Origin of the sequence: Sporanaerobacter acetigenes DSM 13106 (assembly GCF_900130025.1) — a bacterium.
GTDB lineage: Bacteria > Bacillota > Clostridia > Tissierellales > Sporanaerobacteraceae > Sporanaerobacter > Sporanaerobacter acetigenes.
Window position 1 is genome coordinate 302,478 of record NZ_FQXR01000004.1, and the last position, 24,778, is coordinate 327,255.

Genomic DNA, 24,778 nt, shown 5'->3' on the forward strand with positions numbered 1-24,778 from the left:
AACCCTTATAAATAGTTTACTATTTTATAAGGATTTTGTCTAATATATATTGACTTATATTTAGATAAGTGGTTCTAATGTGGTTATTTAGTAGGATTCATTCTTGTTAAGCTTTATTAACACTTTCCCATTTTTCATCTACTAATATTTTTCTAACTCTTTTTTCAAAATCAATTCGTGGAATCCATATTTGTCTTCCACAGCCTGTACACTTGAGTTTAAAATCCACTCCTGTTCTTAATATCTCCCATTTATTTTCTCCACAGGGATGGGCTTTTTTTAAAGCCACTATATCACCTATATTGTACTTTATAGCCATATTATCTCTCCTTTAGACTTTTTCATTCATAACTATTTTTTTAGGATAAGGTATATCTATATTTTCTTTACGGAAAGCTTCTATAATCTTTTTCCTAATTGTTCTTTCTATTCTCCACTGCTCCATAGGCTCAGTTTTTGCAACAACCATCAATACTATATCATACTCTCCAAGCTTTGATACTCCAAGCACTGTAGGTCCTTCTAATATAGCCTTTTCAGTATTTTTAATTTCCAGCGAAACATCTTCCAATACCTTTAGAGCCCTATCTATATCCTCTTCATAAGAAATACTCACTTCAACTAAGGCTCTCATAGAACCTCTCACTCTGTTTGTAACTACCTCTATTTTATTATTAGGAATTATATAAAGCTCTCCAGAAAATCCCCGAATTTTCGTAACCCTAAGGCCCATTTCCTCTACAATTCCTTCATATTCATCTATCTTTACATAATCTCCTACAGAAAATTGATCCTCAAATAGAATAAAAAATCCTGTCAGTACATCCTTCACAAGTCCTTGAGCTCCAAAACCTATAGCCAATCCTCCTATACCAGCTGTAGCCAGTATAGAAGTAGCTTTTATCCCAAATAGTTCTAAAGAAGGAACTAATGCTATAAAATAAAATACATATTTATTTACATTTTTTAGTATGGTTGCAAGGGTATTTGCCTTCTTCTCATCAATTCCAAATTTAAGTTTTCTTCTTCTTTCTAAGGATCTGTTAATTATAGCATTTACTATCCGAATTCCTAATCTTGCAAGCAAAAATATAATTGCTATTTTAACTAGTTTCCCCAGTATATTTAACTCTTTATTTTCTTTTATAAACACATCTTGCAAAAATTGAAAAACCCCTTGCATACCATTCTCTCCTATTAATTAATCTTTTCTATATGATTTTTTGAATTTATTTTAGACAATTTATATATGCCTTTTATGGCCAATTCATTTTCTACCATAGCTTTTTTCACTTTATCCATATCATCTAAGTTGAAACGTATGGAAAGTCCACAACTAGATGTAATCTCCCTGGGTGTAGGTATGGTTTTAAATTTTAGACCTATATTTTCTAAAGTTTTTTCTCCTTTTATAGCATGATGAGTCGATTCAAAAGTTACAATACCATAATCTTTATATTCCATTATAACATACTCCTATCCTATAATTACAGTCTTTGTAGGATTTTTTAATTTCTCCAAAATACTATACATATTGGTTACGCTTCCCACACTCAATTTATCTTTTATTTCATAGAAATCAAGACAGGTACCACAGGAAAGTATTTCTATTCCTTCCTCTTCCAATTTTTTTAAATCCTCCAATACTGGAGAACCTTCACAAGTCAAATGAACTCCTCCATTATAAAACACCAAAGTAGAAGGATATGGTGTAGACTCTGTAAGCGTGTACATAAAACTCTTTATAAGAATCTTACCCAATTCTTCAGAACCACCACCCATAGTGTCGGAACTAAAAGCAATAGTCATATCCTTAAAAGTATCTGGCACACATACATTTGCTTCTTCGCTTACTTGTCCCTTATTTATATGGATATAATACTCATTTTCACCATTTTTGTCTACGCTATACTCATATCCTGAACTTTTAGCCAATTTTGAAACATTTTCTTTAGCCACTTCATTGTCTACAATAGTAGTCACAATACCTTCACTTATTTCATCAAGAGCTTTTTTAGTCATGATAACTGGTCTTGGACAAGCTTGTCCTCTAGCATCTACTTCTTTTTTCATTTCAATTCCTCCTAATCGTTAAACTAAATATATTATACTAGTTATTTGCCATTTTAAATCAAATTATAGATATAATCTATAATTATTTATATTGTTATAAATATTATCTATAGGATCATGCTAAAACCAGACCAAGAAAAAATATACTTTAATATTTTTAATTCATATATTAAAATATTTAATTTTTCGATTAAATATTTTAAGAATACTGTTGACTTTTATTTTTTTCTAGACTAATATATATATAAAGAATGGAAAGTTCTAAATTTTATATAAATAATTAGGCAGGTGATATGATGAACAATGAAGTAATAGGAAAATGTCCCGTATGTGGAAATGAAATGGAAGTAACTAAATTAAGTTGCAATAGCTGTGGAACTAGTATAGAAGGCCATTTTTCATTGTGCAAATTTTGCAAACTTTCAGACGAACAAAAGGATTTTGTAGAAGTATTTATAAAGAACAGAGGAAATATAAAAGAAATAGAAAAAGAACTTGGTATATCCTATCCTACAGTAAGGAACAAACTAGAAAGTGTAATTGAGGCACTAGGTTATAGTCCTAAATACAATGTTCCAAATATAAACAAAAAAGAAATTTTAGAAAAACTTAGCAATGGAGAAATCACTTCCGAAGAAGCTATAAATCTTTTGAAAGGTGAAGAATAGGAGGGTTTTAAATTGAAAGAAGAAAGAATGATGATTTTAACAATGCTTGAAGAAGGAAAAATTTCAAGTGAAGAAGCTCTAAAATTGTTAGAAGCTCTAGATGACAATGATGAGGAAGATTTCATTCCTAAAGAAGATAAAGTAGATGATAAAAAAGTAGATATGGATAAAATGGGGAAAACCATTAAAGAACAAGGCAAAAAGATGGAGCAATTTGGAAATGACATGAGCAACAAAATATCTAATTTATTTGGTGGAATAAAAGAAAAAAGTTCATCCATTAATTTTTTGGGAAACTACGAAACTGTAAATACCACTTTGGAAAAAGACATTTCCCATATAGAAAAACCCAATATTGATATAAAAAGTATAAATGGAAACATCTCTTTAAAACCTTGGGATAAAGAAAGCATACTAGTCAAAGTAGCTTGTAGCTACAAAAAAGGAACAATGGATAAAAATGATACTTTCTATGATTTTTACGAGGAAGATGACAATATAGTATTTAAACCAGCCTATACAAACAATATAGGAATAAAATTAGAAGTTTTAGTTCCTAATAGAGAATATGAGAAAATTATTTTAAATACATCTAATGATAAAATTGAAATAAAGGACCTAAATGTAGACAATTTAATTTGTGATACTACAAATGCATCTATAGCTGTAAGCGGTCTAAACGGAAACAATATAAAATTGGTCACTAAGAATGGTAAAATCTCACTAGAAAATATAAATTCTCCTATAATAATGGCCAATAGCACAAATTCCAGTGTAAGTTTAGATAAAATAAGAAGTGAAAAAATATTTGTATACACTAAAAATGGAAGAATATACTTAAAAGATATAGAATCTGACTCTATAGAAGGAATTACTTCTAATGCAAGCATTGAGGTTAAAAATCCAATAGGAAAAAATGTAAAATTAGTAACATCTAATGGAAAAATAATATGTGACGAGTTTTCTGCAAAAGATATGGAAAAATTGGAACTTACTACTTCCAATGCTTCAATAAATACTCATTTTAATGAATTCGACAATATACTTTATTTTGACTTTGAAACATCCCTTGGAAATATAAATTTAGAAATACCAAATCTTGTATACAAAGTAAATCAGCAAAACAAATTGGGAACTAGAAAGATAATAGCTCATAGCATTGAGTACGAAGAAGAAGAACCACATTTCAAATTTATAGCCTCAACTTCAAATGGTTCTATAAGAGTTAACTAAGGGGGGATTCTATGAAAAATGATTTTAGAGAAGAAAAAATGCAAATTCTTAAAATGGTTGAAGAAGGCAAAATCACTATAGAAGAAGGAGTAAATCTTCTAAATGCACTAGAAACAGAAACAACCCGAAACACAAATAAAAACAATGCAAGATGGTTAAAAATAAGAGTCCATGATCCAGATGAGGATTCTAATGTAAATGTAACTCTACCTATTTCCTTCGTAAATTTAGGAATGAAACTAGCTTATAAGTTTTCGCCTGAATTAAAAGATACTGGGCTCGATGAATCAGATTTTAAAGACATATACGAAGCAATAAAAAACGGAGCAGAAGGAAAAATTGTAGATATCAAAGGAGAAGATGGAGAAACAGTTGAAATAACCGTAGAATAAGTCCCGCCAATAGCGGGACTTTTATTTATTTAATTTATTCATATTATACACTATTCTTATTCCTATAATTACCAAAAGAATAGGCCATAGATAAGAAATAAACTTCCAGAACTTAAATTGTACTACAGTCTTTGAAGAAAGTAAAAACAACAAAGATAGTACAATCATTATGATAGATAAAGTTCTTGGCCAAGTAACACCATATTTTCTATAATCTACACCATATATAATATAAAATGCCAATGCTAAAAACAAGAAAAGTACCCAAAACGTATCTCCATAATACAATTCATCAATAAGAGTATATGTACCTATAGCTGGAAGAATACATCCAAATACAAGATATCCTTTAGTTCTGTATTTGGAATACATAAATAGCGAAATAATTCCAATAATCCACAAGAACACAAACCCCTTAATATTTACATTTGTAAAAGTATAATCATCTATCAAGGAAACTATAGCTATGGCTAACAAAACTAATCCTGATGCCAAATAACCCATTTGCCTTTTATAAATATACGCTCCAAGAAATGCTATAGCTAGTATCAAAAGAACCCAATTAAATGTAAGAACATTTAAATTTAAAAGAAAGAACATCACCCCTATAAATATTAAAATAATCCCTAAAGTATAATCCTTCCTTTCCATACTCTACCTCCTCTTAGATATAATTTTTTATTTTAAATAAGTCAAATTTTAAGCTAGTGTTGCTGAAATAAGTAAACAACAAGGAATTTTCTATTGCCTTTGAAATAAATCCTTGAGGAAATATAATTTGAATAGGCGAGAGCAGTGCAAGCACTATGTATATTACAAGTATTCCCTTTATTGCTCCAAATAAAAATCCCCCTATTCTATTTAATTGCTTTAATATCGGCGCTTTAAATAAAAACGACAATAGTTTTTCCAAAAGACCTAAAAGCCATCTAAATACAAAATAAGTAATCAAAATGCATAAAATATTGATTAAAACATTTATCATTCCACTAGATAGTAGTTGAGGCAAAAAATTTGCATCATTCTTGATTTTCCTATAAAAAATAGCTTTAAAAAGTCCTATAATCACAGCTTTAAATCCATTATACAACACTTCAGTATTAATTATATACCCATATACAACATCATAATACATTTTTGTCAAATAAATCGACAGCAAAATTTTTATTAATCCAAATATGGACTTTACTAATCCTTGACTAGTATCTTTTACAATATTCAATACTAATATAAGTATAATTAAAAAATCTATCCAATTCATATCTCCCACCATTTTCTATTGTTTTTCTATTGTCTTCATTAAATAAGTCTTTTCAGCTGTAACAAGCATTATATTTGAATTGTCTATAATCACTTTCTCACCATCTTCAATATTATAATTTAAAATTTCTTTTCCTTTCTTAAATCCTAATACATTTTTATCCCCTACCAATATAAGCATTCCGTTGTATGAATATATTTTTTTATAATCACCATCTAAAGCCATTTCTTCTTGAATTTCCCCACTATCATCAAAAATTTTTAAGCTTTTCCCTCCAAGAACATATATATTCATTTTTTCGCCATTATCCACATATATATCTTTTAAATTTTCTATCTTTTGATTCCATACCACAGTTTGACTATTTATTTTGTAAATAGCCTTATCTGTCATGGCTATGACAATATCTTTATCTATGAATTTAAGGAAAGTAACTATTTCATCATTAAATCCTACATTTGACAATATATCTCCTTTTGTATTGTAGAAAGATAAATTAGACTGAATGTTTCCATTTGCAGCTCTCAAAGAAGATATAACTACTTTTGATTTATCCATATTAGATTCAAAATTAAGTATCTTCTCTCCTGAAGGAATAGACCCTAATATATTTCCACTATTATCTATGAGAATTAATACTTCTTTGTTTTTATCTTTACATATTGCATATAAAGTTCCTTCTTTTTCTATTATTTTATCAACAGCTATCCCTAATTCTACCTTTTTCGTACTATTCCCATCAAAATCTAAAAAATATAATTCTCCAGTAGTTCCTTGACAAAAATATATAGTTTTTTCTCCTGGAAAAACTAATGGTCTTTCAATATTTAATCCTTTTTCCCATTTATTGGTTCCATCAGCATTCAATGTACTAATAGAATCATCCTTATATTTAACAATAATATCATCATAAGCTCTCACTTTTTCGCCTTCAGAAGTAGGAATTTGCTGAACAATTTCCAAAGTTTTTATAGTATCTTTAGGTATGATTTTATCTTTATATTTGGTAGAAAAAAATACAACTATTGAAAGTATAAATATTAGTATAAATATCTTAAAACCCTTATTTCCCATTTTTCAACCTCCTCATTTATTTAATTCTTCATCTTTTCTAAAATTCCTTTTAAAAATATGTATTAGTTTGCATATTTTTTGTTATATGATATAATAAATGTATCGATACATTTCAAATATGAATGCTTGGAGGCGTAGTATGAACAATAATATAATACTACATTTAAACAGAGACATAAATACACCATTATATATCCAACTATACAATGAACTAAAAGTCCTAATAGAAAACGAAAGTATCCAAAAGGGAGAAAAACTACCTTCAATAAGAAGTTTGGCAAAAAAATTAGATGTTAACAATGTAACCATTGTTAGTGCCTATAAGCTTTTAGAACAAGAAGGATATGTATATTCTAAAAAGGGTAGCGGAACTTATGTAAAAGAAAATACCGAAGACTTGCATTTTGGCTATTTTGAAGATGAAAATATGGAACTTATGACAAATGGAATCCTTTCTATGAGTGAAGACAGCATAAATTTTGCCAGCGTATCTCCTACTCCAGAATTATTTCCTGTAGAAGACTTTAAAAACGTACTCATAGAAGCACTCGATAGGGATAAGGGAAATGCCTTTGTGTACCCTGAAATAAACGGATATGCTCCATTGAGAGAATCTATAAGCCATTTTTTATATGAAAACTATTCTATAGATGTGAGTTCTTCTCAAATTCAGATAATATCCGGTGGACAACAAGGAATAGATTTGATTGCTAAAACTTTGATTCAGCCAGGGGATTATGTGCTCCTTGAAAACCCTACTTATTCAGGAGCTGTAGCAGCTTTTAAATCTAGAGGAGCTAATATTATATCTATCCCCATGGAGGAAGATGGCATAAATCTAGAAGAATTGAAAAAAAACATAAAAACTTATCATCCTAAATTTTTATATGCTATGCCCTGCTATCAAAGTCCTACTACTTATTCATATAGTGATGAAAAAAAATTAGAGATTATAGATTTGGCTTATGAAAACAATTTATATATCATAGAAGATGACTTTTTGTCAGATTTAAGCTATGGAGACAATAGATTGCCCTTAAAATCAATTGATAAATATGATCAGGTAATATATATAAAAAGTTTTTCAAAAATACTCATGCCCGGTCTTCGCATAGGTTTTCTAACTGCTCCTAAAAAACTTTTAAAAGATATTGTTAAGGCAAAACACACTACAGATATTACTTCTTCTGGTTTTATTCAAAGAGCCTTTGATCTGTATTTAAGAAAAGGCTATTGGAAAGACCATATACAAAAAATAAAATTAGATTATAGTGAAAAATATATATTGCTATTATCTCAAATAAAAAAATTAAAATCACATGGCATATCCTTTATAGAACCAAGTGGAGGATTGAGCCTTTGGCTAAAGCTACCAAAGGACATAGACAGTATTGAACTGTACAATGAATGTATGAAAAACAATGTAATAGTAGTACCAGGAAAGATATTTTTTATAGATGAAAAAAGTGAATATACAAATTATATTCGACTTAGCTTTGGTTCTGTGACTAAAGAACAAATAGCAAAAGGCATAGATATTATAGACAGTTCTATTCTAAATTTAAAAGGTGAAAAAAATGAGGATACAAAATATATCCCGCTAGTGTAAAAATCTTATATTTTCCATTTTGCATAAAAATGGTCCGTATTCTTAAGATTTAACATACGGACCATTTGGTGTTTTATAGAGTTTTTCCTCCATCAACACTTAGTACAGTACCCGTTATATAGCTAGCTTCTTCAGAAGCCAAAAATGCATATGCATTAGCTATTTCTTCTGCTTCACCCAATCTTCCTAATGGAGTGCTTTCTTCCATTCCTTTAAGTACATTTTCAGGCATACCTGCAGTCATAGGAGTACGAATAAATCCTGGAGCTACAGCATTTACTCTAATTCCCTTTCTACCTAATTCTTTTGCCCAAGTTTTAGTCATACCTACTACTCCAAATTTAGCAGCTGCATAATTAGTTTGACCAAAATTTCCATACAATGCAACTACACTAGCTGCATTTAAAATAACACCACTTTTTTGTTCAATCATCTGCAACGCAGCAACTTGTCCACAATTAAATACTCCCTTTAAATTTATATTTATAACTGCATCCCATTGTTCTTCTGTCATCTTCTTTAAAGTTGAATCTTTTGTTATTCCTGCATTATTCACAAGAACATCTAACTTTCCAAATTCTTTAACAGTTTTTTCAACTACTTCTTCTATTTCAGATCTATTAGTTACATCCATTTTATATCCTCTTGCAACTCCACCTATTTGCTCTATTTCTTTTACAGTTTCATTTATACCATCTACATTTACATCAACTACAACAACCTTTGCTCCTTCTTGTGCAAATTTAATTGATGTTGCTCTTCCTATACCGCTACCTGCTCCTGTAATAATAGCTACTTTACCTTCTAGCCTCATTTCTAATTCCTCCTTAAATTTATATTACTTGACTAATATCAAGCTATATTCCCTTCTATATATAGAATGTTGCAAATTCTATGCCATATTTTATATTTGAAAAGATAGTCTTTTTAACAAATTCTATAGAAAAGAGGCTGCAACATTTGTAAATATATACAACAGTTGTATCATATAAATACATTGATTTTAAAAAAGAAAAACCTGACTTAAAAGTCAGGTAAAAATTAAATGAGGTGTATGTCACTTTCTATCATAATAAAAATTATTCAAAAACGAATTTTGAAATCTTTTCTACCACCAAATCTTCATTGTCATAGTGAGGTGTATGACTACAATTTGGCAATATTTCCAACAAAGCATTTTCTCCAATTTCATTTTTAGTAAATTCAGCCATTGGAATTGGACATACGAGATCTTTATCTCCTGCAAAAATAAGTACAGGTATATATATATTGTCTATTTCTCCTGATCCATCTACAGCTCCATTATTTATATGTGAAATATTAAAAATATGCGCTGCCCATGCTGCATCCTTTAAATTTCTTGTCATTAAGATATCATCAATCAAAGCCTCATACTCAGCTTCTTCTGGAGTATTTACATTTAGCACTAGCATATCCCAAAGTTGCCTCATTAAATCTCTATTTCTCGTTTCAAGTCCATCTATCATAGGCTTTAATTGCATTGAATCTTTCAACAAATTTTCCTTATTGTCATAATATTCTTCCAAGAACTCTCCATTAGGTCCTTGTTTTCTATAAGGATATCCTGAACAAGGTACTGATTCAAACAATATAAGTTTCTTTGCATATCTTGGATTATCTATGACAAATTGCTGACTCACTCCACCACCCATCGACCATCCTAGTAAAGTAAAATCTTTTATTCCCATTTCATCACAAAATAGTCTTAAATCATTTGACCAGTCCTTAAAGGTTTCAATTGGATTGTTGTAAGAAGAAAGACCTGCTCCCCTCATGTCTATGGCTATAACTCTGAATTTTTCAGAAAGTCTTTCTAAAAGTGTTCCCCAATGTCTAGAAGATACTAAATTTCCATGAACTAAAACCAATGTTTCGCTACCACTTCCACCAATTCTAAAAGCTATTTCTTCTCCATTTGGAATGGCAACCTTTTTTAAGTTTATTTTCCCCATAAAAACCCTCCTTTTTAATCACCAAATCATCAATTCATCGGCCTTCTTTTGTATTTCTTCTCTAAATTTAGGATGAGCTATAGCTATAAGGTTTTTTACTCTTTGGCGAATTTCTCTCCCCGTTAATTTTGCAACTCCATATTCAGTTACTACATAATCAACATCGTTTCTTGAAAGAGTAACTGCTGCTCCTTGAGTTAGCATAGGAACTATAGTTGATATAGTATCGTTTTTAACAGTTGAATATAATGCTATAATAGATTTACCTCCAGGGCTCATTCTAGCTCCTATAGCAGTGTCTGCTTGACCACCTGCACCGCTATATTGCCTATGACCTAAGGATTCTGAACAAACTTGTCCAAACAAATCTACTTGTAAAGATGTATTTATCGACACCATTTTTGAATTTTGAGCTATAACATAAGGATCATTGGTATAAGCTCCTCTATGGAATTCTACAGAAGGATTGTCGTCAAGAAAATCATAAAGTCTTCTAGTCCCAAATGCAAATGTAGTCACAGATTTTCCCTTGTGCATTTTTTTATTTTTGTTATTTATTACCCCAGCTTCATACAATTCAAGCATACCTTCAGTAAACATTTCTGTATGAATTCCTAAATCTTTTTTATTCGTCAGTGATTTGGCTACTGCATTTGGAATGCCGCCTATTCCCAATTGAATATTAGAGCCATCGTCAACTAATTCTGCAATATATTGACCTATAAGCATATCTTTTTCATTTGGTTCAACCAACTGAATTTCTGGTACTTGTCTATTACTTTCATAAATATAATCCACATCACTTATATGGACAAAAGTATCTCCATGAGTTCTTGGATAATTTTCATTTACTTCAAATATCACAATATCTGCTTCTTCCATAAATTCTCTTTCATAAGTTAGTGATAAAGACAATGAAAAATATCCATGCTCATCCATTGGAGAAACTGTAGTCATGACAATATGTGGTTTTCTGTATTCCAATCTTTGCTTTGCACAAAGATGAAGATGATTAGGAAGCTGTGAAGCAGTCTTATGTGGATGAGCTTTCCTTGTCAAGGGAGTATAAAACCAAGCTATATTTGTAAAATGTCCAGCCATCTCAGGATTACTTGTAAATTCATAATCTTTCATATCCAAACAAGTTAAAACGTTGACATTCTCCACATTGTCTTTTACTTCGTGAAGTCTATCTAAAAAAGCTATAGGCTCTGCAGGTCCTAGACCTACTACTATATCTGTATCGGATTTAACCATATTCAAAGCATCATCAACCGTAATCAATCTCTTTTTATATTCGTCTTTAAAATTCATTTTAGACCTCCTATATTATTTTTCTACTTTCCCCCATTTTATTGTATTAGCTGCCCAAGCATATCCAATGCCAGCACCAACAGTCACTACTATATCTCCGTCTTTTATTTTCTCTTTTTCTAGAGCTAATTTTAATGACAATATTTGATCTATTTGTCCTACGTGACCATAGTCTCTTAGATAAATAGATTTTGATTTATCTAATCTCAATTGTTCTAACATAAATTTATGTGCTGAATACTTAAAATGAAGTATTGCAAGATATCCTATATCTTCTTGGCTATAACCACTTTTTTCTAGTGAATCTCTTATAACCTTTAAAAAGTTTGGTGTAGATTTTTCATTTAGTCTACTTTTCATTCCATCTACATCAAATACATCAAGAGACTTTTGTGCTATTTGAACATTTTCCTCTGTAACAGGATTTACTGTTCCACCATATCTAACTCCTACATCTCTTGCAAAAGATCCATCTGTAATAATACTAGTTTCCAACAATTCATTTTTGCCATAATTTTTCTTAAGAAGTATTGCTCCTCCACCCGCAGCAAGATTATACATAAAACTTACTCTTGGATTTTTATAGTCAATAAAATCACCATTTCTATATCCACCACAAATAAGTACTGAATTTATATCGTCATTGGTCAACATCATGTCTTTTGCAACTTTCATTGCCATTATATTTGTACAACATCTCTGCTGTATATCAAAAGCAAAAGCATTATATGCTCCAATTTTCTCCTGAATATAAATCGCCGAAGTAATCAATGGATATTCTTTCCATTCCTCGCCAATACATATAATCATATCAATTGATAGAGGATCCACATTGTAGTCCTTAATTAAATTCATTGCAGCTTTATAACCCATCTCTTGAGTTCCATCATTTGGTCCTGGTATTGGCTTTTTATTGATACCAAGTTTCTCTCTTACAGCTTCCTCTGACCAAGTACCTCCTGTTGCTTCACTTATTTCTTTTGCTGTCATAAATGTTTCTGGTATATAAATTCCCAGTCCGGCTATGCCTACATGAGTTCTCATCTTTAATCCCCCTTAGTCTTTTTTTCAATAATATATAGTTGCAAATTATATGCCAATATAAAATCCTTAAAAATAGCAAAAAATAGAGATAAGTTTTCTTAAAACTTATCTCTATTGTAATATTAGTATACAGTTGTTTATTTTTCTTACAAATCTAAAAAAGTCTTCTGATCAATATTGTAATCCTCAATTTTTCTATAAAGAGTTGCTCTAGGTATATTTAATGTCTTTGCTGCTTTACTTTTATTGCCTTTAGAATCTTTCAATACTTCTATAATCACATTTCTTTCTACAGATTCTACAATCTCTTTAAGTCCTTTTTTATCTTCATATTTTTTCTCGAGAGATTTATTTAGAACGTATTTAGGTATATCACTTATACCAATATGAGTTCCATCTGAATTCACACACATTCTTTCAACTACATTTCTAATTTCTCTCACATTTCCATGCCAATCATATTCTTTAAGCCTTTTCATAACAATATCTGGTATCTTTCTGTATATACCTGTTTCTTGATAAAACTCTATTAAGAACTTATTGATGAGTATCTGTATATCCTCTCTTCTCTTTCTTATTGGAGGTATTTCTAATGTCAAAACATTTAACCTATAGTATAAATCTTCTCTAAAAGTTCCCTTTTCCACCATATCTTCTAGATTTCTATTGGTAGCACATATAATCCTCACATCTATTGGTATGGGATTTTTGCCTCCAATCCTTATAACTTCTTTTTCCTGCAATACTCTCAAAAGCTTTACTTGCATATGATAGGGCATATCTCCAATTTCATCTAAAAATATACTTCCACCATTAGCTAATTCAAATTTACCAATATTTCCACCTTTTTTTGCTCCTGTAAAAGTGCCTTCTTCATACCCAAATAATTCTGATTCAAGTAAACTTTCTGGTATTGCAGAACAATTTATAGTTACAAAAGGTCCTTTACTTCTGCTACTTTCATTGTGAATAGAATGGGCAAACAATTCTTTCCCTACGCCACTCTCTCCAAGAATCATAACATTAGAATTTACTTTTGCAATTTTCTTTACTTTTTCCTTGCAATTGTTAATTTCTTTAGAAACCCCATATATATCCGACAATCTATACTTTGTTGTGTTTATCTTGGCTATTTCATTTTTATATAGTTTTAATTCTTTATCTAACTTTTCATACTTTTCAGCTAATTCTTTAACTTCCTCTATATCATGAAACAAGAGCATACCAAATCCGCCTATAACATTTCCTTCTTCATCAAATATTGGTATTCTATGTACTATAGCTTGTCTCCCATTAGGGAAAACATGTCTTTCTGCAATATTAGCTCTTTTGGTCTTAAGTGTTTCTAAAAACTTTGAAGTGGGGTTTACATCTGTCACCAATCTTCCTTTAACTTCATCTTGCCTCAAGTTCAGAAAATCTAGAAAGGCTTCATTCATGTATATAATCTTTCCATCCCAATCTAAAAAATCAACAGCTATCGGAAGATTGTCAAACACATCATGACAAAAATGTTCAAATTCTTTACTTTGCATAAAAGAAGCCATACTCATCATCCCATTCATTATTTATTTTATATATTATATCATTGATTTAACTAAAAACAAAGGGAGCTACAAGCTCCCTTAATTTTTGAAAATAAAATTATAAAAATAATCACCAATGACTATTTTATTTTTATATCAAATTGCGTAGTGCTTATAAATCCCATGACTAAGGACATGAATTCATAAGGCTTTTCATACATTGAAGCATGGCCTGCATCTTTTATTAAAACCCATTTAGAATTAGGAATACCTTTGTATAGTACTTCTTGATACTTAAGAGGTGTTACAGTATCAAGTTCAGAACTTATAATTAGTGTAGGCACCTTTATTTTTTGAAGTCTTTCAGTAGTATTTAAATTGTGTGCACTTTTAGCTGCTCTTCTAAAACCTTCATACCATTCTTCATCAAATATTTTCCCAAACTGTATCTCTCTTTCCTTTAGCCATTCATAATTTTCTTCATAAAATTTATAAGAATATATTCCTGGCATAGTAGAACTAAAAAATACTGATGCATCATGGGTTGTGGCAGCATAATCCCAAGACCTTTCTAAATCTTGCATAGATCTATCAGTATAGCTTGTTGTATTGGATAATATAAGAGATTTGACCATATCTTGATACTTTAATGCAAACAATTGAGCAACTTCGCCACCATAAGATACGCCAAATAAATGCACTTTATGATAATTTAACTTTTCCAAAAGTTCCTTAAGCATTTCTACGTGTAAGTCCTGTGTATACTCATCATCTGCTTTATCTGAACGTCCCTGATCTAAAAGATCTACCAACAACATCTTATGTTGACTAGAAAAAGCTTTTATAAATGGTGCCCAACTAGCGGTACTCATCATTATTCCATTTAAAAATACGACAACTTCTCCTTTTCCATGTTCCTCATAGTATATTTTCTTATCCATAACTTCTAGATAAGGCATATAAATTCATCTCCTCCACATTTATTAATCATCTAATCCCATAAAGTCTGTAACAGTTTCATATCTTGGACCATTAGAATCATAAACAGCTTTCATAAAATACATTTTTTCAACACCATTTCTTCTATCAGGTGTATAAGTTATACCTTTAGCTATACCATCGCTCCAGCCATCAAAAGTTTCCATAGCTTGTATAAATCCTTCCCAAGATAAATTGTTTTCTGCTCTCTTTAAGCCTTCAACAAAAGTTTCTGCTGCAACCCAACCTGCAACTCCAAAAGCATTTGGTGTTTCATCTGGATAATATTTTAAGAATGTTTCAATATATTGTTTAGCTGATTCATTATTAGCATCTGTTATATCTGGTACCCAAGCTGTAACAAGAACTCCATTTGCCGCTTCTTTAGCAAGATCTAACATAGTTACATCTGCATTTATATAGGATGTCATAAACTGACTTTCAAGTCCCTGTTTTTTAGCTTCTAGAAGTATCCCTGGAACAGCTTTTTGATATCCAAGTACTATAACAACATCTGGATTTTGTGCTTTAGCCTTTTGTATATGAGCCGAGAAATCTACATCTTCTAAATTAAAAGCAATTTCTTCTTTTAAAAGATCTTCCTTTCCTTGCTCTTTAAGATATTCCTTAATTCCTACCATTCCCTCTTTACCTGAATCATCATTTCCATAAATAAGTACTACACTTTTAGCATTTAAATCACTAACTGCATATTTAGCTATTAATGAACCTTCAAAAGTATAGTTTGGTTGTACTGGAAAGTAATTTCCTTTGGCTTGTGCAAAAACACTTACTCCTGTTCCTTGATATATACAAGGTATGTCTATTTCTTGAAAATAATCAAGTGTTCCAAGGCATCCTGGTGTACCTAATTGGCCAACTATAGCAAATACTTTGTCTTTTTCTACAAGCTCTTCTGCTTTTTGAAGTGCTAAATCAGCTTTAAATTCATCATCTTTTGCTACAAGTTCAATTTTTCTTCCATTTATTCCACCTTGCTCATTTATCATATTGAAATAAGCTTCCATGCCATGTAGCATTGGAATTCCTACCATAGCAATAGGTCCTGATGTAGGCCCAATAGTTCCAATCTTAATAGTATCATCTGTAACACCTTGAGCCAATTTAACTTCTTCTACATTTGATTCATCTTTACCTTTATTTTCAGCTGTAGTATCCTTTTCATTGTTTCCACAGCCAGTCAATAAAACTGCTACCATCATTATAGCTAAAAGTATTGATAAAATTCTTTTCTTTTTCATAAAAATCCCCCTTATATTATATAATTTTTTATGCACCTAGATAAGATTTTTTAATATTCTCATTGCTAATAACCTCTTCTTTGGTTCCTGAAATAACTATATTTCCAGTTTCTATTACATAAACATAATCAGCAATTTTAGATGCTTGAAAGGCATTTTGCTCTACCAACAAAATAGTAACTCCCGCCTTATTTATATCTTCTATTATTCCAAATATCTCCTTCACAACTATAGGAGCAAGCCCTAAAGAAGGTTCATCAAGTAAAAAAATCTTTGGATTTGCCATAAGTCCTCTAGCAATAGCAAGCATCTGTTGCTCCCCGCCGCTTAAAGTTCCTGCTACCTGATCCTTTCTTTCTTTCAATTTAGGAAAATAATCATATACTCTCTCATAATCATCATTTATGTTTTTTATATTCTTTCTTCTCCCAAAAGCACCTATTCTTAAATTTTCTTCAACTGAAAACTGCGGAAATATTCTTCTACCTTCTGGGCATTGTACGACTCCTAAAGAAACAATTTCTTCTGGAGAAAGTTTTTTTATACTTTGACCCATAAATTCTATTTCTCCTTCAGTTGCAGGAACTATTCCTGATATTGATTTAAGAGTAGTACTTTTTCCAGCACCATTGGCACCAAGAATAGTCACTATACTTCCCTCTTTTACCTCCAAACTCACCCCCTTTAAAGCTTTCACATAGCCATAATTCACCTTTAGGTCAGATATTTTAAGCACTTTTTATACCTCCTCACCTAGATAAGCCTTTATTACTTCTGAATTAGAGCTTATTTCTTCAGGTGTTCCTTCTGCAATTTTCTTTCCAAAATTAAGCACCATAATTCTATTGCAAATACTCATAACCAAAGACATATCATGTTCTATAAGTAAAATAGTTAAACCAAATTTTTCCTTGACAAATCGAATTTTCTTTGCAAATTCTTTAGTTTCAGTATCATTCATACCAGCAGCAGGCTCATCCAATATTATAAGTTTGGGACCTGATACCAATGCTCTTCCAAGCTCCACCAATTTTTGAACTCCATAAGGAAGATGTCCAGCATAAAAATATGCATAATCCTCTATCTCAAGTATTTTTAAAACTTCCATAGCTCTTTCTATGGCTATTTGCTCTTCTTCTTTTACTTTTTTAGTTCTAATTACACCTTGAAAAATGTTGTAATTTATCTCACTATGCTGACCCACCAATAGATTTTCAAGAACTGTCATGGATTTAAACAATTCCACATTTTGAAAAGTTCTAGCCACTCCTTTTTCTATGATCTGATGAGGTTTAAACTTACTTAAATCATTTCCTAAAAAGCAAATACTCCCTTCATCTAATTTATAAAATTGAGTTATAAGATTAAATATTGTAGTTTTACCTGCTCCATTTGGACCAATAAGACCCATTATTTCTCCTTTTTGAATTTCAAAAGAAACACTATCTACTGCCTTAAGTCCTCCAAAAGAAATCGAAATATTATCTGCCTTCAAAATAGTTTCATTCATTATTGGTCGCCACCTCTCCTTTTTTGTCATTTGAGGAGCCTTTTATCTTTTTAACTATATTGTGATATACCTGTACCAAACCAAAAGGAAAATACATTACAGATAATATCAAAAGAACTCCCGTCAATATAAAGGAAGCATTTTGCACTGGTATATTTTTTAATAGCTGAGGAATTATAGTTATAAAAAGTGCTCCAACAATGGAACCTTCAATAGATGCAATTCCACCTATAACTATCATGGCCAATATATTTAAAGACATAGCCGTATCAAAAGAATTTGGATAAACTTGTTTCATTAAATATGCATAAAGACTTCCTGCTACCCCTGCAAATATTGCACTCAAAACAAAAGCCGTAGTTTTGTACTTGGCAATATCTACACCTATACTACTAGCTGCTATAGAACTATCTCTCATAGCTATTAAAGCCCTACCAGTTTTACTCCTTAAAATATTTTTGGAAATAATTATAGCAAGCAGTATAAATATAAATATCAAATAGTACATACTTACTCTATTGTCAAATGTAAATCCAAATATATGAGCTGGTGGAATATTCCTGATTCCTGAAAATCCTCCAGTGAAAGATTCCCATTCCATAAATATATGTTGAAAAGCTACACCAAATCCTAAAGTAGCTATTGCAAGATAGTTTCCCTCAAGCCTCAATGCAGGAAGACCCAATACGAGTCCTAAGAGTCCATTAACTACACCTGCCAAAAGAACTCCAACTATAAGTGGAGGATTATAATTTATAGCTATATTGGCAGTAATGTATGCTCCAATACCTACAAATGCTGCATGTCCTAAAGATATCTGTCCCCCAAATCCCAATAAAAGATTATAACCAATGGCCACTATCACCCATATCCCGGCTAAATCCAAAAGGGTCATAGTACTTCTTGGCAAATCAAATATTAGAGGAAATGCAATGACTACTATCAAAACGATTAATTTTTTTATATCTATTTTTCCCTTCATAGCTACACCTTCTTCCTATATTCCTTACCAAATATGCCATTTGGCTTAACTACAAGCATAATAACTATAAGTGCAAATACAAAAACCGTTTTCCATTCAAGGGAAGCATATCTACCAAATAGGTTTTCAACTACTCCTAATATAAAGCCCCCCGCCACAGGTCCAAGAAAAGTATTGAACCCTCCTAATACTGCTGAAGAAAAAGACTTTAGATGAACATCGGCCATCATATTTATATCTAAAAAAGTAGTTGGTGCAATAAGCATTCCAGCTATAGCTGACAATATACTACTCATCATCCAAGTTGACATAGTTACTTTATCTATAGATATCCCCATAAGTTTTGCAGCCTCTGGATCCTGTGCCACAGCCCTTATAGCCAATCCTTTCATAGCATATTTGAAATAATAAAATAATACAAACATTATCCCAATAGTTATTAAAATAATTAAAAGGCTGTTTGGATCTATAGAAATACTACCTATTACAATATTGTTTTTATTGAGCATTTTAGGAAAATTTTTCGTCTCAAATCCAAACAAATTCCCAGCAAGCCCATTTAAAATCATTATAAGTCCCAATGTTGCTATCATAGAGCTGATTAAAGGGCTGCCAAACAATGGTCTAATGACTATCCTTTGAACTAGATAACCCATAATAGCTGCAAATATTATTGTTAAGACAAAGGCCAATAAATAAGGCATCCCAAGCTTTGTCATTAAAGTGTAAGCAATAAAAGTATTGAACATAGCCATTTCGCCTTGAGCAAAATTAACTATATCTGAAGTTTTAAATATTAGAACAAGTCCTAGCGCTGCTAGTGCATACAGACTTCCAGTAATAAGACCACTAACTATTACTTGACTCATTAAAGCACCTCCATTGTATTTTTTTAATACATTGTGAATATTTGTTACGTTTTTTTAATTTGTTTTAATGTAATATGCTATCTGATAAAAGTATTTACTCAATTAAAATGCAATTTATATGCCAAAAAAATAAGAACCGTTAGTTCTTATTTACAATAGATATCAATATGAAAATTAATATTACCCCGCCCAGGTACCCAAAAATGGGATACATAGTAGCTACAAGCTCTGAAAAACCTAAGTTGGCTAAAGGTATACTTATGAGACAAAATAAAAATGAAATAAATTTTTTATCTTTTTCCCTTGTAATATTTTCTATGAAACTGTATCCATTGGCAATAGCAGTAGTGAACATAGCAAGCCATAATACAAGACTAAATATATTTACATATTTGCTACTTTCATATTCACAAATTTTAAGCATCGGTATAGCAAAATCATATATTTGTGTATAGAGAATTAACAAGGGTATCAAAATGTGACAACCCAATATTCCTAAAATAATTCCTCCTAGAATTCCTGATTTTATAGCTACATTTTTGTTTGGAATTATAGGCAAAAGTGATGACAATACTACTATCAAAAGTAAGCTATTGAAAGATACATATAAAAAGGAAGATGTAATAAAATTGCCTTTATTTGTTACATCTAATCCTTCCACATTGCTAAATATAAACCCTTCTCTAAATACAACACTAGAACTTAAAAAAACGATTCCTAAAATTAATACAGGTACCAGTATGGAATTGATAAGAGAAAAACCTTTTATACCTGATAAAAAAATTATAAAGCACAAAATAGCCATTGTGCTTATACCTATATTTTTAGATAATCCAAATTGTTCTTCGAATATAGCCCCACTTCCTGCTAGCATTATACAAAATCCAATGAACAATGAAAATAATATTATAGTTTCTACAACAAAACCAAATTTGTACCCAAATACAAAATTTATCATTTCACCAGAACTATTTATATTGTGCTCATATACCCTTGAAAGAATAAATGCTCCTATAAAAGAAAATAAAAACCCGCTTATTATCATTCCCAAAATACCCTTAACTCCATATACTGCAAAAAAATCTATTATTTCTCTCCCTGATGCAAATCCTGCCCCTATGACTGTTCCTATATAGATAGAAGCAATTTTAAAAGTATCTTTGTTCATCCTATCCCTCCTCATGCTAATTCATCATATTAAAAAATAACATGTCCTATGCAAAATACATTTGCATTATTTAAATAGTAGTATATAATGATATTAGATGTTTATCTAAAGTTTATTTAGATAACATTAAGATAACAAGTTTGTTTTTTTACATTAATATTAGATGAATATCTAATATGCATTTTCATATTTATGAAAGGAGTGGTTTTGTGGAAATTTATTTAAACAAAGAAGCAGGAAAAGTCTATGATTTATTTTCAAGTTTGTTTATTACTCTTAATTATGATTATTACCTAAAAGAACTAGAGAAATATTATATGGTAGAAGACAAAAAATTTAAAAACAAAATAAAAGATGTAAGGCAAGCAATAGAACCCGATATTGAAAAGTATAAATGTTTTTTTAAACCAAATCCTTCACTGTTTAGCCCCTTTGTGCCCTTACATAAAATGTGGCAATACAAAACCATCGATAGCTATATAGAATATATGAAAACCCTAGAAGAAAAAGAAATAAAAAAAGAATTGATTTTTCAAATGGAATATTTTGGAGAGCCTTGGAAAGAAGTAAAAGACCCTAAAAAAATAGATCAATTAATAGAAGATGAAAATAAATTTATAAATTTTTTAAATAAGCAGGATTTTTCCAATGAAGACAAATGGAATGTACTATACTATATAAAAAATATTAATAAATATAAAGGAGACTTTATAAATTTAATTGAAAATTATAAAGCTAATTTTGAACTTATTTTTCAAAAGTACCAAAAAGAAATAGATGAATTTTCCTATTATCTTGAAAAAGAAATAGATGAAAAGGGAATTGACATGGAAATTCCTATATATAAATATGTAGATACAGATACAATAAAAACTATATATATTCTTCCATCTCTTTTTAATGAATATAGTATATCTCAAACTGTTATGCAAAATAAAAAAGAAAGTTACATTATATTGGGAAAAAGTATTGATAAAGTTCTTTTCAATAAATATAGAGATGATGCCTTAGATAGAAATATTCTTGTTCTTAAAAACTTAGGAGATCAAAGTAAATATCAATTCTTAAAGTTACTTTCTGAAGGAGAAAAATATGGTCAAGAAATAGCTGATAATCTAGGTATTACTTCTGCTACTATAAACTATCATTCAAATAATCTTATTTGTGCCAATCTCATAGATGTGGATAGGCGAGAAAATAAAACCTATTTTTCTCTAAACAAAGATACTTTGAGAGAAATGATCAGGTTTATTGAAAAAGATTTTGATTTATAATTTTTTTGAGGGGGAAATCAGGATGAAAAAATATCTTTTCAAATCAAAAAGTCTTTTGTTTCTAAACTTATTGTTTGCAATACTTCTTTCTATAATAGAAATAAGTTTTGCTTTTGTTCTTGGAAATATTGTAGATGTCAGTGTCACTAGAAATGGATTGGGATTTAAAAAAGTTTTATATATTGGGATAGTTCTCATGGCTTCTGAAGCTATAATTTCATATTTAGTTAGAATTTTTAGAGGATTGTTCATTAAAAATTCTATGGCTTCACTGAAAAGAGATATATTTGATAATATACTTTTTAAAGATATAGCTTCTTTTAATGCTCAAAACAGTGCCGACTATATTTCAATTATAAATAACGATACAAATCTAATTGAACAAGATTATTTTATAAATATTTTAAATAGTTTTCAATATATATCTCTATTTGTTCTAGGAACTTATTCAATTTTTAAACTAAATATATATATAGCTATTGCAGCATTTGCAATAGGTTTTATACCTATTTTTATACCAATGTTATTTCAAAAAGAAACTGGAAGAAGAAAAAAGGAATACTCTAATAGCTTGAGCAATTTTACTACAAAAATTAAAGACATATTTTCAGGTTTTGAAGTGATCAAAAGCTTTAATATAGAGGAAAAAATAAGAGAAGATTTCAACAGCTCAAATAATGCTGTAGAAAACAAAAAATATAGTTCTTCTAAAATGGAGGCTACTGTCAATTCTCTATCAGAATTTTTTGGTTCCTTGGTATTCTTCGTTCCATTGGGCCTTGGTACTTATCTTGTACTTAAGGGAAATTTCACTGTAGGTGGAATGCTCACATCAGTACAACTTATGAACTATATAGTGAATCCTATACTCAACTATTCCGCTATAGTCAACAAAATTAAGGGCATCAAGCCCATAAATGAAAAAATAGAAAAGATAGTTGAAAAAAATAAAGTCTCTGATAAAGGATTAGAAAAAAATTCTTTAAAGAACTCGATTCAATTTAAAAATTTATCATTTTCATACAATGAAGATAGACAAATACTTCAAAATATAAATTTGAATATAAATAAGGGTGAAAAAGTAGCTATTGTAGGCAGAAGTGGCAGTGGTAAATCTACTTTATTAAAACTTGTCCTAAGATATTATGAAAACTACAATGGAGAAATACTCATAGATAATATAGAAAATAGGAATTTAAAAATTTCATCCACTTATGAACTTATATCTATAATACAGCAGAATGTATTTATGTTTGATGATAGCATAGAAGCCAATATTGCCTTATATGGAGACTATACAGATGATGAAATAAATAAAGCAATAATTAATTCTGGACTTTTAAATTTAATTGAAACTTTGCCTCATGGAAGTAAGTCTAGTGTAGGAGAAAATGGCTCTAATCTTTCAGGTGGAGAAAAGCAGAGAATATCCATAGCTAGAGCTTTAATCAAAAACACTCCTGTACTTCTATTGGATGAAGCTACAGCAAGTCTTGACTCAGAAACTTCTTATGAAATAGAATCTTCAATATTGGATATAGAAGATTTAACTAGTATAGTTGTAACTCATAAATTAAATCAAGAACTATTAAAAAGATACGACAAAATAGTTGTCATGGAAAATGGTAATATCATTGAAGAAGGTAATTTCTATGAATTGATAGACAAAAAAGGATTCTTCTACAATTTATATAATGTGGAAAAGACTGTATAAAATCACAAAACGACATATTAGATATTGTTTCTCATGTAGAAAAGCTTGATCACCAATTTTCAAATTTCGAACTAAACTACAATGATTACATGAATCAAATTCAAAAATATTTTGTAGATACTTATAATAAAGATTCTCATTACAATCGAAAATACGTAGAAAATCCTACGGATTTGAAACAATTTACAGATGAACAACTAAAAGAAGCTAGAAAAGATTTAAAAAATCAAGCTAACATTTTAGTTCAAATATCTAAACCTTACAAAATAGACAATAAAAAATACTATGTATTTACTAAATCTAGTATTGATTTTAAAGATAGTGAAACTGAAGGATTGATTATAACTAGAAAATATATGTTTACTAAAGAAAACAATAGATGGAAGATTGCACAATTAGAACAAGAACTATCTAATGAAAAAATACCTGAAGATAAATTAAAATATACTACAAAAAATAATAAAAAAGTTGAATATGTAAAATCTTTTGATATCAAATAAAAAACATGAAATTTGAAAAAGCCCTACCTCGACCTACGAGATAGAGCTTTTATTTTTATGTAATCTGGCGATGTCCTACTCTCCCAGGGCGTTACCACCCAAGTACCATCGGCAGCTAAAGAGGCTTAACTTCTGTGTTCGGTATGGGAACAGGTGTGACCCTCTTGCTATAATCACCAGGTATAGCCTTTCGGCAATTTTAAATTTTGAAAATACTGCACAGTAAGATAATTGGTCAAGCCCTCGACTTATTAGTATCCCTTAGCTAAGGATATTGCTACCCTTATACCTGGGACCTATCAACCAAGTGGTCTACTTGGAGTCTTACCTTAAAAAGTGGGAAATCTCATCTTG

General features: G+C 30.1%; 26 protein-coding genes and 2 rRNA genes. 7 read left to right on the plus strand and 21 right to left on the minus strand.

Going from position 1 to position 24,778, the window contains the following annotated elements; translation table 11 throughout:
• Nucleotides 1–106: 106 nt before the first annotated feature.
• From BUA21_RS05465 to yedF, 4 genes are read right to left on the minus strand one after another with little or no spacing between them, the layout of a single operon-like run.
• Nucleotides 107–319, minus strand: a complete 213-nt coding sequence (locus tag BUA21_RS05465; RefSeq protein ID WP_072743781.1) for a DUF951 domain-containing protein — start codon at nucleotides 317–319, stop codon at nucleotides 107–109.
• A 12-nt stretch (nucleotides 320–331) separates the two neighbouring features.
• Nucleotides 332–1,183: a mechanosensitive ion channel family protein gene (locus BUA21_RS05470; RefSeq protein WP_072743782.1), complete on the minus strand. Its 852-nt coding sequence runs from the start codon at nucleotides 1,181–1,183 to the stop codon at nucleotides 332–334.
• 14 nt (nucleotides 1,184–1,197) lie between these two features.
• A complete protein-coding gene (locus BUA21_RS05475; RefSeq protein ID WP_072743783.1) occupies nucleotides 1,198–1,464 on the minus strand; it encodes a DUF3343 domain-containing protein in 267 nt (88 codons plus the stop codon).
• Nucleotides 1,465–1,476: 12 nt separating this feature from the next.
• The gene (gene yedF / locus BUA21_RS05480) at nucleotides 1,477–2,073 is read right to left on the minus strand and encodes a sulfurtransferase-like selenium metabolism protein YedF (RefSeq protein WP_072743784.1); all 597 of its coding nucleotides are present in this window, start codon (nucleotides 2,071–2,073) and stop codon (nucleotides 1,477–1,479) included.
• A gap of 296 nt (nucleotides 2,074–2,369) precedes the next feature.
• On the opposite strand from yedF, the gene BUA21_RS05485 reads away from it, so the two are divergent.
• Genes BUA21_RS05485 through BUA21_RS05495 form a run of 3 tightly spaced genes read left to right on the plus strand, consistent with a single transcriptional unit; the run spans nucleotide 2,370 to nucleotide 4,366 of the window.
• Complete coding sequence (locus BUA21_RS05485) at nucleotides 2,370–2,741, plus strand: DUF2089 domain-containing protein (protein WP_072743785.1); 372 nt, start codon at nucleotides 2,370–2,372, stop codon at nucleotides 2,739–2,741.
• A gap of 12 nt (nucleotides 2,742–2,753) precedes the next feature.
• Entirely contained in the window at nucleotides 2,754–3,974 is a 1,221-nt protein-coding gene (locus tag BUA21_RS05490) for a DUF4097 family beta strand repeat-containing protein (RefSeq protein WP_072743786.1), read from the plus strand.
• Nucleotides 3,975–3,985: 11 nt separating this feature from the next.
• Nucleotides 3,986–4,366 carry an SHOCT-like domain-containing protein gene (locus BUA21_RS05495; protein ID WP_072743787.1) on the plus strand — a complete coding sequence of 127 codons (381 nt, stop codon included), beginning with the start codon at nucleotides 3,986–3,988 and terminating at the stop codon, nucleotides 4,364–4,366.
• 21 nt (nucleotides 4,367–4,387) lie between these two features.
• On the opposite strand, the gene BUA21_RS05500 is transcribed toward BUA21_RS05495, so the two are convergent.
• From BUA21_RS05500 to BUA21_RS05510, 3 genes are read right to left on the minus strand one after another with little or no spacing between them, the layout of a single operon-like run.
• Nucleotides 4,388–5,017: a hypothetical protein gene (locus BUA21_RS05500; protein ID WP_072743788.1), complete on the minus strand. Its 630-nt coding sequence runs from the start codon at nucleotides 5,015–5,017 to the stop codon at nucleotides 4,388–4,390.
• Nucleotides 5,018–5,030: 13 nt separating this feature from the next.
• Nucleotides 5,031–5,627: a CvpA family protein gene (locus BUA21_RS05505; RefSeq protein ID WP_072743789.1), complete on the minus strand. Its 597-nt coding sequence runs from the start codon at nucleotides 5,625–5,627 to the stop codon at nucleotides 5,031–5,033.
• 15 nt (nucleotides 5,628–5,642) lie between these two features.
• Complete coding sequence (locus BUA21_RS05510) at nucleotides 5,643–6,701, minus strand: DUF5711 family protein (protein WP_072743790.1); 1,059 nt, start codon at nucleotides 6,699–6,701, stop codon at nucleotides 5,643–5,645.
• A gap of 139 nt (nucleotides 6,702–6,840) precedes the next feature.
• Here BUA21_RS05510 and pdxR point away from each other — a divergent pair, with 139 nt between their 5' ends.
• Nucleotides 6,841–8,310: a MocR-like pyridoxine biosynthesis transcription factor PdxR gene (pdxR, locus tag BUA21_RS05515; RefSeq protein ID WP_072743791.1), complete on the plus strand. Its 1,470-nt coding sequence runs from the start codon at nucleotides 6,841–6,843 to the stop codon at nucleotides 8,308–8,310.
• A gap of 73 nt (nucleotides 8,311–8,383) precedes the next feature.
• Here the strand turns inward: pdxR and fabG are convergent, their stop codons facing one another.
• The 12 genes from fabG to BUA21_RS05575 all read right to left on the minus strand — a co-directional run bounded on the left by fabG (nucleotide 8,384) and on the right by BUA21_RS05575 (nucleotide 20,936).
• Nucleotides 8,384–9,124 carry a 3-oxoacyl-ACP reductase FabG gene (gene fabG / locus BUA21_RS05520; RefSeq protein WP_072743792.1) on the minus strand — a complete coding sequence of 247 codons (741 nt, stop codon included), beginning with the start codon at nucleotides 9,122–9,124 and terminating at the stop codon, nucleotides 8,384–8,386.
• A 265-nt stretch (nucleotides 9,125–9,389) separates the two neighbouring features.
• Nucleotides 9,390–10,283, minus strand: coding sequence for an intracellular short-chain-length polyhydroxyalkanoate depolymerase (gene phaZ / locus BUA21_RS05525; RefSeq protein ID WP_072743793.1), 894 nt, complete (start codon nucleotides 10,281–10,283; stop codon nucleotides 9,390–9,392).
• 18 nt (nucleotides 10,284–10,301) lie between these two features.
• Nucleotides 10,302–11,597: an acetyl-CoA hydrolase/transferase family protein gene (locus BUA21_RS05530; protein WP_072743794.1), complete on the minus strand. Its 1,296-nt coding sequence runs from the start codon at nucleotides 11,595–11,597 to the stop codon at nucleotides 10,302–10,304.
• Between the two features lie 15 nt (nucleotides 11,598–11,612).
• Nucleotides 11,613–12,641, minus strand: a complete 1,029-nt coding sequence (locus BUA21_RS05535; protein WP_072743795.1) for a 3-oxoacyl-ACP synthase — start codon at nucleotides 12,639–12,641, stop codon at nucleotides 11,613–11,615.
• Nucleotides 12,642–12,787: 146 nt separating this feature from the next.
• A complete protein-coding gene (locus BUA21_RS05540) occupies nucleotides 12,788–14,188 on the minus strand; it encodes a sigma-54 interaction domain-containing protein (protein WP_234973681.1) in 1,401 nt (466 codons plus the stop codon).
• A 119-nt stretch (nucleotides 14,189–14,307) separates the two neighbouring features.
• Nucleotides 14,308–15,108, minus strand: a complete 801-nt coding sequence (locus BUA21_RS05545) for an alpha/beta fold hydrolase (RefSeq protein ID WP_200796520.1) — start codon at nucleotides 15,106–15,108, stop codon at nucleotides 14,308–14,310.
• 42 nt (nucleotides 15,109–15,150) lie between these two features.
• Complete coding sequence (locus tag BUA21_RS05550; RefSeq protein WP_072743798.1) at nucleotides 15,151–16,407, minus strand: ABC transporter substrate-binding protein; 1,257 nt, start codon at nucleotides 16,405–16,407, stop codon at nucleotides 15,151–15,153.
• A 28-nt stretch (nucleotides 16,408–16,435) separates the two neighbouring features.
• Nucleotides 16,436–17,143, minus strand: coding sequence for an ABC transporter ATP-binding protein (locus tag BUA21_RS05555; RefSeq protein WP_072743799.1), 708 nt, complete (start codon nucleotides 17,141–17,143; stop codon nucleotides 16,436–16,438).
• Between the two features lie 3 nt (nucleotides 17,144–17,146).
• Nucleotides 17,147–17,917: an ABC transporter ATP-binding protein gene (locus BUA21_RS05560; protein ID WP_072743800.1), complete on the minus strand. Its 771-nt coding sequence runs from the start codon at nucleotides 17,915–17,917 to the stop codon at nucleotides 17,147–17,149.
• Nucleotides 17,910–18,899, minus strand: coding sequence for a branched-chain amino acid ABC transporter permease (locus BUA21_RS05565; RefSeq protein ID WP_072743801.1), 990 nt, complete (start codon nucleotides 18,897–18,899; stop codon nucleotides 17,910–17,912). Before BUA21_RS05565 ends, BUA21_RS05560 begins: the two co-directional genes overlap by 8 nt.
• 2 nt (nucleotides 18,900–18,901) lie before the next feature.
• The gene (locus tag BUA21_RS05570) at nucleotides 18,902–19,768 is read right to left on the minus strand and encodes a branched-chain amino acid ABC transporter permease (protein WP_072743802.1); all 867 of its coding nucleotides are present in this window, start codon (nucleotides 19,766–19,768) and stop codon (nucleotides 18,902–18,904) included.
• A gap of 139 nt (nucleotides 19,769–19,907) precedes the next feature.
• Nucleotides 19,908–20,936, minus strand: a complete 1,029-nt coding sequence (locus tag BUA21_RS05575; RefSeq protein WP_072743803.1) for a YkvI family membrane protein — start codon at nucleotides 20,934–20,936, stop codon at nucleotides 19,908–19,910.
• 209 nt (nucleotides 20,937–21,145) lie between these two features.
• Between BUA21_RS05575 and BUA21_RS05580 the strand changes: the two genes are divergently transcribed.
• From BUA21_RS05580 to BUA21_RS05590, 3 genes are all read left to right on the plus strand, one after another.
• A complete protein-coding gene (locus tag BUA21_RS05580; RefSeq protein ID WP_072743804.1) occupies nucleotides 21,146–22,210 on the plus strand; it encodes an ArsR/SmtB family transcription factor in 1,065 nt (354 codons plus the stop codon).
• 22 nt (nucleotides 22,211–22,232) lie between these two features.
• Nucleotides 22,233–23,924 (plus strand): ABC transporter ATP-binding protein, encoded by a 1,692-nt coding sequence (locus BUA21_RS05585; RefSeq protein WP_072743805.1) that lies wholly within the window; start codon nucleotides 22,233–22,235, stop codon nucleotides 23,922–23,924.
• An 89-nt stretch (nucleotides 23,925–24,013) separates the two neighbouring features.
• Nucleotides 24,014–24,424: a hypothetical protein gene (locus BUA21_RS05590; RefSeq protein ID WP_072743806.1), complete on the plus strand. Its 411-nt coding sequence runs from the start codon at nucleotides 24,014–24,016 to the stop codon at nucleotides 24,422–24,424.
• Nucleotides 24,425–24,486: 62 nt separating this feature from the next.
• Here BUA21_RS05590 and rrf read toward each other — a convergent pair.
• Nucleotides 24,487–24,605 (minus strand): 5S ribosomal RNA (gene rrf / locus BUA21_RS05595).
• 50 nt (nucleotides 24,606–24,655) lie between these two features.
• A 23S ribosomal RNA gene (locus BUA21_RS05600) occupies nucleotides 24,656–24,778 on the minus strand; the annotation flags it as partial.